Source organism: Shewanella sp. Arc9-LZ (assembly GCF_010092445.1).
Taxonomy (GTDB): domain Bacteria; phylum Pseudomonadota; class Gammaproteobacteria; order Enterobacterales; family Shewanellaceae; genus Shewanella.
In genome coordinates this window covers 1,964,617-1,977,431 of record NZ_CP048031.1, presented here as the reverse complement: position 1 = coordinate 1,977,431, position 12,815 = coordinate 1,964,617, and the positions used below count along the sequence as shown (strand labels likewise).

Annotated in this window: 10 protein-coding genes; 4 read left to right on the top strand and 6 right to left on the bottom strand. The window is 41.6% G+C overall.

Annotated features, from left to right (window positions below; translation table 11 throughout):
- Window positions 1-4: 4 nt before the first annotated feature.
- Together GUY17_RS08455 and pdsO are read right to left on the bottom strand one after the other, a co-directional pair.
- Window positions 5-2,173 (bottom strand): marine proteobacterial sortase target protein, encoded by a 2,169-nt coding sequence (locus tag GUY17_RS08455; protein WP_162022858.1) that lies wholly within the window; start codon window positions 2,171-2,173, stop codon window positions 5-7.
- Between the two features lie 89 nt (window positions 2,174-2,262).
- Window positions 2,263-3,030, bottom strand: coding sequence for a sortase-associated OmpA-like protein PdsO (gene pdsO / locus GUY17_RS08450; protein ID WP_162022857.1), 768 nt, complete (start codon window positions 3,028-3,030; stop codon window positions 2,263-2,265).
- A gap of 261 nt (window positions 3,031-3,291) precedes the next feature.
- On the opposite strand from pdsO, the gene pdsR reads away from it, so the two are divergent.
- The 4 genes from pdsR to GUY17_RS08430 all read left to right on the top strand — a co-directional run bounded on the left by pdsR (window position 3,292) and on the right by GUY17_RS08430 (window position 8,003).
- Window positions 3,292-3,981: a proteobacterial dedicated sortase system response regulator gene (gene pdsR, locus GUY17_RS08445; RefSeq protein WP_011637090.1), complete on the top strand. Its 690-nt coding sequence runs from the start codon at window positions 3,292-3,294 to the stop codon at window positions 3,979-3,981.
- Window positions 3,982-3,984: 3 nt separating this feature from the next.
- Window positions 3,985-6,156 (top strand): proteobacterial dedicated sortase system histidine kinase, encoded by a 2,172-nt coding sequence (gene pdsS, locus GUY17_RS08440; protein ID WP_162022856.1) that lies wholly within the window; start codon window positions 3,985-3,987, stop codon window positions 6,154-6,156.
- Between the two features lie 163 nt (window positions 6,157-6,319).
- A complete protein-coding gene (locus GUY17_RS08435; RefSeq protein ID WP_162022855.1) occupies window positions 6,320-7,510 on the top strand; it encodes a cystathionine beta-lyase in 1,191 nt (396 codons plus the stop codon).
- Window positions 7,511-7,577: 67 nt separating this feature from the next.
- Window positions 7,578-8,003 (top strand): hypothetical protein, encoded by a 426-nt coding sequence (locus tag GUY17_RS08430; protein ID WP_162022854.1) that lies wholly within the window; start codon window positions 7,578-7,580, stop codon window positions 8,001-8,003.
- A 611-nt stretch (window positions 8,004-8,614) separates the two neighbouring features.
- Here the strand turns inward: GUY17_RS08430 and GUY17_RS08425 are convergent.
- The 4 genes from GUY17_RS08425 to GUY17_RS08410 form a co-directional block, all read right to left on the bottom strand.
- Entirely contained in the window at window positions 8,615-9,475 is an 861-nt protein-coding gene (locus GUY17_RS08425) for a hypothetical protein (RefSeq protein WP_162022853.1), read from the bottom strand.
- 146 nt (window positions 9,476-9,621) lie between these two features.
- On the bottom strand, window positions 9,622-10,629 hold the full coding sequence (locus GUY17_RS08420) for a S9 family peptidase (protein WP_162022852.1): 1,008 nt from the start codon (window positions 10,627-10,629) through the stop codon (window positions 9,622-9,624).
- Window positions 10,630-10,842: 213 nt separating this feature from the next.
- Window positions 10,843-11,265: a hypothetical protein gene (locus GUY17_RS08415; RefSeq protein ID WP_101087523.1), complete on the bottom strand. Its 423-nt coding sequence runs from the start codon at window positions 11,263-11,265 to the stop codon at window positions 10,843-10,845.
- A 437-nt stretch (window positions 11,266-11,702) separates the two neighbouring features.
- The gene (locus GUY17_RS08410; protein WP_162022851.1) at window positions 11,703-12,614 is read right to left on the bottom strand and encodes a LysR family transcriptional regulator; all 912 of its coding nucleotides are present in this window, start codon (window positions 12,612-12,614) and stop codon (window positions 11,703-11,705) included.
- Between the last annotated feature and the right edge of the window lie 201 nt (window positions 12,615-12,815).

The following is a 12,815-nucleotide window of genomic DNA, read 5'->3' as shown; positions in this document are numbered from 1 at the left end:
CTGTTTAATCATGTGATTCAATCACTAACAATTGGCCTGGTAAGCGCTGCCTTAACCATAAATAGTGCAACAATCCTAAGCCAAGCAAACTAAAACCAATTAATAACCATAATCGACTAGCGGTACCGGTTTGTGGCAATACTTGCGACGACTGCGATGCATTTAATCCATGGGGCATATGCGGCTGTAACTGCACATCTATAGGGCTATCAATTAATGGGTTAACCGGTGTCACATCCACCGCAACTAAACTGGTTTGACTGGTCACTAAGTGATACAACAAGCCTAATGCTTCAACTTGCTTATTGACGCGGTCGCGGCTGGCATTGTCTTTATAAAGCTCAAGTGATGTTATTTGCGCATTTGCCCATAACAAATCAATCCCCTTAGCTGCTTGATTTTCTTCAAAATCAAGTTGTTGTTGCCAATATTGACCATTAATATTGCCAGACACTATGATGGGCTGTTGTTGGTGTGACGCCGATTTAATACTTACCCAAAGGGGTTCATTTTGGTATAAATCGCTAATGGTGGTCGGCCAATAATCCGGGACACTGCCATCAAGATAATACAAGCCAATATTGGTCAGCACGGGTTGCTCAATTTTATTAAGTAATTGTTCAATTTTTTGCTGCACTTCAGACTCATTGCCAATATAGGTAAATGTTCCTCGACCCATTGTTGCCGCTCGGCGCATAAAATCGGAATTCGGTGCAGAGCCAATTCCGACCGTGAATAATCGGCTGTCACCCAATTGATCATTAATAAGCTGATACAACTCATGTTCGTTGCCAACGGCACCGTCGGTCATAAAAATCACTTGGCGTAACATTTCGCTGTGAGCATCGGTTTGATCTGAATCTTGCTGTACGCTGTCCACCAGCGCAGTTTGTAATGCACTGCGCATTTCGGTGCCGCCATCAGCATCTAGTGACTGAATAAATCGGTTTGCTTTACCAATATTACGGCTATTAGCAGACAATGGCGTGGCAGATAACATTGTTACGTCACTATTAAATTCAATAATATTAAAGCTGTCGATGTCACGCAGTCCCGCTAGTGCGAACTGTAATGCTTGCTTGGCTTGAGTAATAGACTGGCCAGACATAGAACCAGACGTATCGATAACTAAAATCAGTTCTCTGGCAATAAGGTGTTGCTCGCTCACTTCCACACTCGGCGGCATTAACATCAAGAGCGAGTACATATTGTTATCAACCGGATTTGGTTGTCTTTGTGCTGTCTGTTCATGTCCAACGCTATTGTTTATCACATGGGTTTTACCGGTTTGATAAAACGTCGCGGCTTGTGGTAATGCCCCTACGTTAGCCTGCCATTGCAGCACAAAATCACGGTCAGCAATTTGCTTGCCGTCAAAGTTAACACTGTAATGATTACCGGCAATAGACTGTTTAATCGGATGATAAAGACTGTTTAATGAGGTTAGTTCAAAACCGGCATCAATGTTCACCTGCATCTTCACATTTAGTTCAGGTATTACTTGTTTAACAGATGTCGCCGTATTAGCGCTCGATGGCATGGCCAATGGCGGCTGCTCGGTAGTGCGATCTGCTTGCGGGTTATAACGCGGTGTTATCGCTAATGGAAAACGTAAACTAAACAGCCCATCACGATACTCAACCTTTTGTTGATAACTAATTTCTACCACGAGTTGCTCGTGTGGCCCTAAATTGGCCACATCTGAGGTAAACAAATTGCGTCGTTGTTGCTGTAACAAACTCGCTTGTTTACCTTGTTTCTTGGCAGTTTCAAAAGTCTGTAATGCTTGTTTTTTAGGTTGTATTTGTCCTGCTATGACTTTGTCGCCAATGCGTAACTGCATGCTATCGACAGCTGCAGTTTCAGGTAACGGAAATAGGTATCGCCCATTCACCCATTGATCAGAATCATTGATAAACACTTGCTTAACGGTGACCCGATTGAGTAATCCCGACACATCCATGCTCACTTGTGTATCTAGCGCAAAAGCTTGTATCACTTGATTTTGTTGAAAGTACTCTAATGTTCCTTGAGTGATATCGTCTTCTTGATACCCAGACGGTGATGCAAATGCCGTTGTAATACTGGCATAAATGACAAACAACAAACCAAAACACAGCGATTTACAAACAGGTTTAATAGACAAATGTGAGATTAAAAACAACGGGCGCATACTCGCTCCTCACCCATTTAGGCTACAACATCAATGTTTGCGCCTAGATGGGTAATATTCAAAACAAAAAGGAAAATCGACGTGTAAATTTAGTTAGCAGCAAGTTCAGCACCTGGGGCTAATAACTTGAGCGTCACCCGACGATCAAAAAAGTCGTTTTCAAAATTTTGTTCCTGGTGCATTGGCAACGTTGAACCATAAGCCTGTCCATGCAAACGCTCGCGGGCAATGCCTTGGGTAACTAAGTATTGTGTCACTTCAGCTAAACGCTGTTCAGACAAGGCTTGGTTGAAATCATTATCGCCACGGCGGTCGGCATAACCGGTTAAATCTATGGTCAATTCTGGTGACAAGCTCATCATGTAAGCCACATTATCTAATTGTTGTTCAAATAACGGCTCAATATGGCTCGAACCGGTTTTAAACTGCACATTCATTCCAATGGTTAACTCATTAAGCGTTTGTTGTTGATTCGCTTTTTGTTCAGCCAAGTTAGACTGTAATTGATAATATTTCTCCGACACTTGCTCCAACGACTGCTGCTTAGTGCTCAATGCCATTAATTGCTCGTTAGTTTGCGTTAATTTTTGTTCTTGCTGCACTAATTGTTGTTTCTGGACGCTGAGTTCTGCTTCATCGCCAACCGACTTACCAATAAACGTACCGGTAAATGCACCAATAATGGCACCCACTGGGCCGCCGATAACAGCACCGAGTAAAATCCCAGAGCTCAAACCCACTAGCTCTTCTGTGTGTTCGCGCTCTTCGCTCATGTCATTGTCATTGTCATTTGCCCAACTGACGTTTGAAATCATCATGGTAGAAATAATTGTTGCGGCAATAAGTTGCTTTTTCATAAAGAATCCCTTTTAGCGGTTGTTTAAAGTGGTTGTTTAAAAAATGATGGTTATCATCAATACATGAGTTAATGCGTTGCTGATTAACTCTATGTCGCTATTAAACACCTCATAGGTGGCTTTATTGGGGAGCAAAAATGGCAATGTGGCGATCAAATGTGGCAACAATATGGCAATTGCCGTCAACGGCTTTTTTGGTCGATAAAATCCTGTATAGTCAGTACTGTATCTAATTATCAGCCTATTAATTGAAATCATCCCATGAAACGAATTGCCATTGTTGAAGACGAAGCCGCTATCCGCGAAAACTACAAAGATGTCCTGCAACAGCAAGGGTATAGTGTTCAAGCCTATGCAAATCGCCCCGCAGCCATGCTCGCCTTTAATGCCCGCTTACCAGACCTAGCCATTATTGATATTGGTTTAGAGCATGAAATAGACGGCGGCTTTACCCTATGCCAGGCACTGCGTGCAATGTCGAGCAGCCTACCAATCATCTTTTTAACCGCACGCGACAGTGACTTTGACACCGTGTGTGGTCTGCGTTTAGGGGCCGATGATTATTTAACAAAAGAAGTCAGTTTCCCCCATTTAATGGCCCGTATTGCCGCCCTGTTTCGCCGTTCAGAATTAATCGGTTCAAGCCCAATAGAAGACAACTTACTTGAGCGCGGCCACCTCACCATCGATGGCAATCGCATTCAGGTATATTGGAAATCGCAACCCATTGAACTGACCGTGACCGAGTTTTGGATGGTTCATGCCATGGCCAAACATCCAGGACATGTGCGCAGCCGTCAGGATTTAATGCAAGAAGCTAAAATTTACGTCGACGACAGCACGATCACCTCGCACGTTAAGCGCATTAGGAAAAAGTTTATCGTCATCGACGCTGAATTTGACTGTATCGATACCGTTTATGGCATGGGCTACCGCTGGGACAATATCTAACAGATGAATTTACCGATAGGGCTGCGTGCCAAGGTCGTCATTTTGTCGCTGTTTTTACTCTGCCTACCATGGCTTGGGTATGAATATGTGTGGGAAATGGAAAAGTACCTGCGTTATGGCCAAGAAAAAACCCTTGAAGGCACCACTCAAGCGCTTGCTACGGCGCTACATGAGCGACCAAAATTATTTGATAACCAAGCCAGCTTTTTAAACCAAGTTGAAAAAGGCCGCGACTTATACGCCTACCCGTTAGCTGGGCCCATTCAACTCGACGGTAAACTGAGTGACTGGGACTTATACCAACATCGCACCCTCAACTATTCAGACAAACATGTTATTTATCAGCGCAGCGAAACTGAGCCAATCGATATTAGCTTTAGTCATATGGTGGGCAAATACGGCGGCTATTTATACGGCTTTTTCAACGTCAATGACCCGAACCTGATTTTTCGTAACCGTAAAAGCTTACGCATTGATAGAAACGATCACTTAGTCATGGCAACTCAATCGCCCGATGGCATGTTCAGGCGTTATATTATTGCCAATACCCAAAGTGGTTGGCTTAGTGCGTTTGAATTACCCGCCGACCCCAGCCAATCGATGCCCGTTACCCCAGAAGTGCGCATTCAAGGCCAGTGGTTAAAAACCGACAAGGGATACAATATTGAGTTTAGACTGCCACTCGAAATGGTAGGCAGCAAATTAGGTTTTGCGATTCATAATGTAAACGATACAAAAACACGTCAATTAGTGAATGTTATTGGTACCTCTGCCACCGACTCAGTAGCCAGTTTAGGCACGGTATTAGTGCCCTCGCCTGAAATTGAAAATATCATTAAAGGCATGAGCCACAACAGCTCACGTATTTGGGTCGTCGATAATCATGGCCGCGTACTGGCAAAATCGGGTGATATTCGTTCATCGTCCAACACCTGGGCAGATGATATCGAGGTCAATCAACCTGAGTCGTTTTGGCTGCACTTTAAGCAGCAATATATTCTGCCGTTATACTACAAAATATTAACTCGTCCGCCACAAGACTTTATCGATTCACTGCAAGACTCAACTGAACTCACTGGCAGCCATATTGAAAAAGCCTTAAGCGGCAAACAAGGCTCTACATGGCGCTTAACGCCAGACAACAAAGCCGTAGTATTAGCCGCAGCAAGCCCAATTTGGATTGACGATAAAGTCATGGGAGTCGTTATTGCAGAAGAAACCACTCACGGCATTCGCAGCCTGCGTAACCGCGCCCTGGAAAAACTGTTTAACGTCATATTAACTATTATGAGCATGGGCACATTAGCCTTGTTTATTTTTGCCTCGAGTATTTCAAGCCGCATTCGCCGTTTACGTGATCAGGCTGAACTCGCCATCGACAGCCAGGGCCGAGTAAGACAGCAGATTGTGGCATCAAAAAATCGAGATGAAATCGGTGATTTGTCACGCAGCTTTTCAAGTATTGTCAGCCGCCTTGGGCAATACACTCATTATTTAGAAAATATGTCGTCGCGTTTATCGCACGAACTTCGTACCCCTGTTGCCGTGGTGCGCAGCTCACTTGAACACTTAGGCTTGCAACAACTGGACGAGCAATCACAAAAATATGTTAGCCGTGCCCAAGAAGGTGTCAGCCGCCTACACCTTATTTTAAATAACTTAAGCGAAGCAACTCGCTTGGAAGCCAGTTTAACCCAAGCTGAAAGCTGTCGTTTTTCATTAAAGAAAGTGATTAGCGGTTGTATGCAAGGCTATCAAATGACTTATCCAGACCAGCTCTTTAGCATCCACATTGAAGATAAAGCCATGTCTTGTGACGGTGTACCGGAATACATCGCGCAATTAATGGATAAACTGATCAACAACGCCATTGAATTTCATCAGCCCGATAGCGCCATCACCGTCAGCCTGACCCAATATCATAAACAGGCAATATTAAAAGTCAGTAACATTGGTCCTTTACTGCCAAAAGACATGAACAGCCAAATTTTTGAATCTATGGTGTCTATCAGGCCTCAAGGTATTAATGGTAAGCCTCATCTTGGTTTAGGCTTATACATTGCCCGATTAGTTACCGACTTTCACCATGGCAGCATTAAAGCAACCAACATAATAGAGAACGACATTGAAGGGGTTGAAATATGCCTGACGTTACCTTTGAGTGATGAAAAATAGTCAACCACAGCATTTAGGCGCTTTTATTTAGGTTTGTTGGTGCTAGGATGATGAACATCAGTAGATCATTCACCGTAGCGCATTTATCCATGTCATTGATATTTGCTAATAAACATTAGCTAAAACATAAACCATGGACTCTACACATAATGGAAATAACAACATGAGCAAAGACGATAAACTGGCCACCCAAATTGTTAGCGTTGGCCGCGACAAAAAGTTCACTAAAGGCATTATTAATCCGCCAGTATTTAGAGCCTCTACCGTGGTGTTCGACACCATGGATGAGATGCGTTTTGCGATTAAAAACAAAACCAACGGTGAAATGTTTTACGGTCGTCGCGGCACCCCAACCCATTTTTCATTTCAACAAGCCATATGCGAACTTGAAGGTGGCGCTGGCACGGCGTTATACCCTTCTGGTGCGGGCGCGATCAGCAGCGCTTTGTTATCATTTTTAAAAAGTGGCGACCATTTATTAATGGTCGACACAGCCTATGAACCAACCCGCGATTTATGCAATAAAATGCTCGCGGGCTTTGGTATCGAAACCACCTATTACGACCCAATGATTGGCGTAGGCATTCGTGAGTTAATTCGTCCTAACACCAAGGTATTATTTTTAGAATCACCAGGTTCTATCACCATGGAAGTGCAGGATGTACCATCGCTTTGCCGTATCGCTCACGAACATGATGTCATTGTAATGCTGGATAATACCTGGGCTTCACCGATTAATTCTCGCCCATTTGATATGGGGGTCGACATCTCTATTCAAGCTGCCACCAAATACATTGTCGGCCATTCTGATGTGATGATGGGTACGGCTACTGCCAATGAACAACATTGGGAACAACTGCGCGAAAATAGTTACTTAATGGGCCAAACCACCTCGCCTGATGACGTTTATTTAGCCGCGCGAGGCTTACGTACCTTAGGGGTACGTATGGCACAGCATAATAAAAATGCCTTAAAAGTGGCTAATTGGTTGGCGACTCGTGCAGAAGTGGATCATGTCCGTCATCCGGCGTTCGATACTTGCCCTGGTCACGAGTTTTTTAAGCGCGACTTTAGCGGCGGTAATGGTTTATTCTCGTTTGTACTCAAGCAAGGCGACTTAGCGTCAGTCACTGCTTTTGTTGAAAACATGGACCATTTTAAAATGGGCTTTTCATGGGGCGGTTTCGAAAGCTTAATTTTAGGGGTATTCGGTATTAACAATATCCGTACCGCTACTCAATGGGACAGCAGCAAACCATTAATACGCTTACATATTGGACTTGAAGATGCCGACGATTTAATTGCCGATCTCGATGCGGCATTTAGCCGATATAATGCAATACTACAAAAGTAGCCTCTACTCAGCTGCTGAAACGTTTTGCAAAAAACGTTAATGGAATGTTCAAACAATAAGGGAATAAATGAATATCATCAAATTAGTCATACTCAGCCTGTGCATTAGCATTGGCTATTATGCATTAACTATCGTGGCAATTGGCCAGTCTGCTGCTGGTAACTTATTGTGGTGGTTTAATAGCAGTGAATATCCAATACTGGCTCACCTTGCACAGAACTTTGTTGGTATCGGCTTAGCCGCGTTAATCCCTGCGTTTCTAGTGAGAAGTTACGAGCCCGCAAGACAATGGATTGCCATTACCATTATGATTTTAGGCGCCATGTTATTACACGGTAATATCCATTACATGCCATGGGATCCTATGGGTATTGTAAGGTTTGTAAACAACACCTTATTCTACGGTGATATCGGTGCAAAAGTGCTGTTTTTCTATATCTTACTGCTCCCTATACTGTGGTTGTTGCTGCTTAAACGTATGGCACGTATTTAACAGAATCCGAATTTGAGCGCTAAACAAAAGCAAGGTGAACATATCTTGCTAGTCAACATTGCCATCAATCTAAGCCTTGAGCCGTCATCGTCTCAGGGCTTTTTATTATCAATAATAGTTATAAAAACAAAGGCTAAGCAGTTAGCGAAACCGTTGTTCAAAACATACTTTAGGGAATTATAGAAGTGATAAATATCTCAGCGTACTTATGTGATGATATCGCCCGCAAAATGTAAATTACGCCACAAATGAAATGTTATCTCACTCTTGTCGGTCTTATTAAGTACACCACCATTTGCCAACTAGAGTTTAACTATGTGTAGCACACCAAAAACCAATCTAGCCGCTGCCACACCCAAAGTTCCTTTTCGGAGCTTTATGGCCAGTATGACATTGGCACAAAGACAACAGTTCGCCGAAGTCGCGAACCGTGCTGATGAAAGGCGAAAAATAAGAGAAGATCGACTCAAAGGTCAATCTAATAGCAAAAGTGCGGCAAACACGGCTGTAAAACCAAACATGCCATTTATCAAAAGACTGCTTCAATTTTGTAAACAACATATTGTGATATAAGCCTGTATGCCTTTAATGGCTAAACGGCTTATTGCAGATTAGTCTTCTAATACTGAGATAAAAATTCTGTCTGCATTCCACAGTTCAATTATCTTGCGTGTCTTCTTTGAGTTCCAAAAACATTTTCCAAACAAAATAATCCCCGCACCTTCTAACTGACGCCCTTCCGATACATTGAAACGTTCTAATATTGCCGATTTAAATTTAGAGATAGGAATGCCAACATCAGTACAATCAGATGGATTTAACCAATCAAGTTCTTTGTCTAGATGCGAAATCGTACCCCAGTACATTTTAGGCTTTGCCTGTTTAGCATTATCGCTTGGCTCAGCCTCGGCAAAGTTAACAAATAAATTCTTCGCTTTGAATTTATAACCCGTATCAAGCTCAATCAAAGTACTCGACTCAGCTAAGTCGCTACCACGCATTAGGCTATTGAGTATTTTCTCCAGCCCTAGCACTTTGACCTTGGTTTGTTCATTGTTGCCATTGTGTTTACGACTGGCATTATCGATTTTTGGGAGGCTGCTTGAAATGAGGCTTGATGTAGAGGCAACAGTTTGCACCTCTGTAACTGGCTTTTTGGTGTTTGATAACATGAAATCAATGCTAATAATATCAGCATCTGAAATGACTTTATTCACTTCTACGCTATGCCGAGTCTCTCGGTCTCGTTGAGTTGAAAAATGACCTTCATCGCATTCTGCAACATGATATCTAGAGCCAAAACACGCCGCTTTACCGTCTGAGCTTCTCTTACGATAGTAAGCTTTTCCTTTGCACTCAGGGCATTGTAAAAATTGCCTAAACTTTTCAATTTCTGTTTCAGTTAACGCCTGAAATTTCAAAATTGAAAAAGTGTGCTTTTGCCCACCATAAGTACAAACCGCATCAATCATTTGCTAATCCACATTTTCTATAAAAACGTACTTTTAAAATAAGCGATTAAAGGAACCTTAAAACCTAGTGAAACAATAGCAAGTTATTAATAAAAATCCTATTTTCAGGGGAATTACCCATTAACACCATATTGATCATTGCGATTTTACATGTTTTCTGTAAACCATTTGGTAATCTCATTGTGAGCTTTTGCGGTGTTAGATGAAATGAAGTGATTATCATCATAAATTACTAATTTATGCTCAATCTCAGTTTCTTTTAGTGCTTTTGCAAATGTTTTAGAGTGAGAAGCAGAGACTCGATCATCATTTTCGCCATGAATTAATAAAATTGGAACACCAGAAGGGAGTTTGTCCACCCAATTGATAACTGACCTTTCAGCGAGTTTTTTGTTTTCGTTTCCTTTGTAATCTGGAATTCGGTGTTTATATACTTTTTCCATTTCAGGTCGCGTTGCTAGATCTGCATTTAGATCGTCATTTAGTGCAATCGTTGCAACTGCTTTTATATTATCAAGTTGTTTTAGAGCAAGAAATGATTGCATGCCACCTCTACTAGCTCCAAGCATACCTATTTTACTTGTATCAGCTCCGTCAAACTCTCCAATCAGATTCACTAGTTCAACAACATCTTGGACATCAGAACCACCAAATTGATCTTGTTCACCTTTATCTGGTGAACCAAATGTGCCTCGATACTGGCTACCTACGATCACAAATCCCTTATTGGCTATAGGAAAAAGATTGTTCATCATTGCACCAAATACAACGCCACCGAAATTACCATTCCCGCCCCTATTGTAAACTATTACAGGTAGGTCAGTAGTTGACTCTTTAGGTTTGATGACAAAACCAAGAACATCAGTCCCGTCGACATTGTATGTAAAATTAGTACATGAAAGGTTGTTGCTGTAGGTATTAAATTCATCCTTATCAAATTGCTTCTTGAAGCCATCCATTTTATTTTTTAATAACTCGGGATTTTTAATCTTTCTAGAAAATTTTCTCTCCATGAAATTTATCCAATTATCATAACTGGTAAATGGTCCTGAGAAACAATCCCTCTGATTGTATATCTTGCCATTTTGATCAACTTCGTTGGCGCCAAGGGTCGTGCTTATAATTGATAAAAATATCAACCCTAAATATTTCATAAGTTTCCTTATATTATGACTATATTACTAATTTTGAATTTATAGACTCTATCCAATAGCTGCATACTCCCCGAATTCAAGTGTTAATTTTGTCTATGAAAATTAAACTTGGATTCCAGTTTTGAAGCTGTACGTTCTGTAGTGACCACTACATAACGAGCACAGTAAAAGGCGGAAAATAGTTTACTCAAACTTGCAATGAACGAACACAAGTCAGCTACTTTGCTTAATAGCCTTTATTAGATTTTCTGGATCGTTTGTACCCAGACAAACCGTTGTGCCATCTTTAAGTTTTAATTCAACAGCCGTTAGACCAGAAACGTTATATAACCATCCAGTTGAGATTAACCGGATGCCGAGCCCATAGTACCATTTTGTTCTTATCTCTTGTGTCGACTCAATTTCAGATATTTTTATTGATTTATTCCAAAATTTTGGACCAAAAAACCATTTAACTTTCCCATCTTCAACTTTGATTGTTAATGCTGAAAAAAGAATTGAAACCACACCTACAATTAAATACGCAAATCCGATCGGTTCGGTAGGTTGAGTTGCCGAAGCAAAGATAAGCACTAATGTTACAATTCCCATAACTGAAAGCATCGCGATTCCAAGCTGAGTGTTTTTATACTGCATGACGAGCTCCTTTTACAGTTAATCGCTTATTATCCAACCTCGGACAACTCCCTACCTATAATTAATTAACATCACTTCTTTAGCTTGAAGTGCGATAGCTTCCGACACTATTAAAGTAAGGCATGCCTTCTAGACTAACGATAGTTTATCTTGGTCTGGCCATCTTTAATCATTATTTTGAAAAAGTAAATAAACTCTGCTTTATTTACCGAGCAATCTTGGGAGACCGTATTGCAGTGCTTTGACACCCAAATAGTAGGAAATGCGCGGCATGGAATATTGAATAAAAGCGGCTTAAAATCTCTCCAGAAATACTTGATCATTACAGATTATTTAATTTGCTTCAAAGGGAATATTTAAGTTGAAAGTCATAATGACAAAAACAAGTAAGTATCAGAGATGAAGCTCCACGGCACCACGAAAGAGAATGGCGCTTTCTAACGATCATTTGTTACTTTTATTCTTTCCACTAAAAAGTCTACTGCCGCTTTTACTTTTGGGACTAAGTAGCGCTGTTTTTGATACAGCAAGTAAACCGCCATATCAGAATGTTGAGTGATAGCTAACTCATGCTCAAACTTAAGTTCTAGCAATTTACCAGACTCAAGATAAGACGCTAACGCCCATCGAGTTGACATTAAGATACCTTCCCCATCACAAGCCTTTTTCGCCAGCCAGGGTCCGTTATTTGAAATCGCCACCGCCGGTCCTGAAACGTCATGCCATTGACCGTTCATATTACATAACCAAGGAGTTGGACCTGTTGGCGCTTTAAAATACAGGCCATTATGTTGCGTTAATTCCATCGCATTGTTAGGCACACCGTGTTTCTCTATGTAACTTGGTGACGCCACAGGAATAAAGCCATTGTCCATCAGTCTTATTGCTAACACGCGCTCATTGGGCGCGTAACCACCGCGAATAGCAATATCGACATCGTCACGTCCGAGTGTTGATAACTCGTCGCTTAAACTGACATCTAAAACAATTTGAGGGTATAACGCGCTAAATTCATCTAACAACGGCAGTAATATCTTTTCACCAAAACCCACCATCGAACTGATCCGTAAACGCCCCATTGGCGTTGTTTGGTAACTACGAACCGTTTCATTACTTTGCGCTAGTTGATTCAATATTTGCTGTACATCGTTATAATAAATTTGCCCCACTTCGGTTAGTTTAACGATTCGGGTCGAACGCTTTAACAAGGTCGCCCCCAAACTCTTTTCTAAATCAGCAACTCGTCTAGACAAGGATGATGGCGGCACATTAAACGCACTCGCCGCTTTGGTAAAGCTGCCCGTTTCGACTACCTTACTGAAATACCGCATTGCACGTAGTTGATCCAACTTACTTCTCCATTAAATCTGAGTGCTTTGGCTTTATTGTTGTCTTAAAAGCAATAGTGATTAGCATTTTCCCTTATATATAACCAAATTAAAACAGGTAATAATACAGTTAACTTAAACATTGCAACCTTAACCCTGTTGCCGCGTGTTAAAAACAGAGGTGTTAATTGCATTTTTCGGCAAGTAGCACCAGCCTTCACG

What these genes read in the sequence shown, in the direction of transcription:
- pdsO (WP_162022857.1), bottom strand. Translation starts at nt 3,030, where the DNA reads ATGAAAAAGCAACTTATTGCCGCAACAATTATTTCTACCATGATGATT.
- GUY17_RS08425 (WP_162022853.1), bottom strand. Translation starts at nt 9,475, where the DNA reads ATGATTGATGCGGTTTGTACTTATGGTGGGCAAAAGCACACTTTTTCA.
- GUY17_RS08455 (WP_162022858.1), bottom strand. Translation starts at nt 2,173, where the DNA reads ATGCGCCCGTTGTTTTTAATCTCACATTTGTCTATTAAACCTGTTTGT.
- GUY17_RS08430 (WP_162022854.1), top strand. Translation starts at nt 7,578, where the DNA reads ATGAATATCATCAAATTAGTCATACTCAGCCTGTGCATTAGCATTGGC.
- pdsS (WP_162022856.1), top strand. Translation starts at nt 3,985, where the DNA reads ATGAATTTACCGATAGGGCTGCGTGCCAAGGTCGTCATTTTGTCGCTG.
- GUY17_RS08415 (WP_101087523.1), bottom strand. Translation starts at nt 11,265, where the DNA reads ATGCAGTATAAAAACACTCAGCTTGGAATCGCGATGCTTTCAGTTATG.
- GUY17_RS08435 (WP_162022855.1), top strand. Translation starts at nt 6,320, where the DNA reads ATGAGCAAAGACGATAAACTGGCCACCCAAATTGTTAGCGTTGGCCGC.
- pdsR (WP_011637090.1), top strand. Translation starts at nt 3,292, where the DNA reads ATGAAACGAATTGCCATTGTTGAAGACGAAGCCGCTATCCGCGAAAAC.
- GUY17_RS08420 (WP_162022852.1), bottom strand. Translation starts at nt 10,629, where the DNA reads ATGAAATATTTAGGGTTGATATTTTTATCAATTATAAGCACGACCCTT.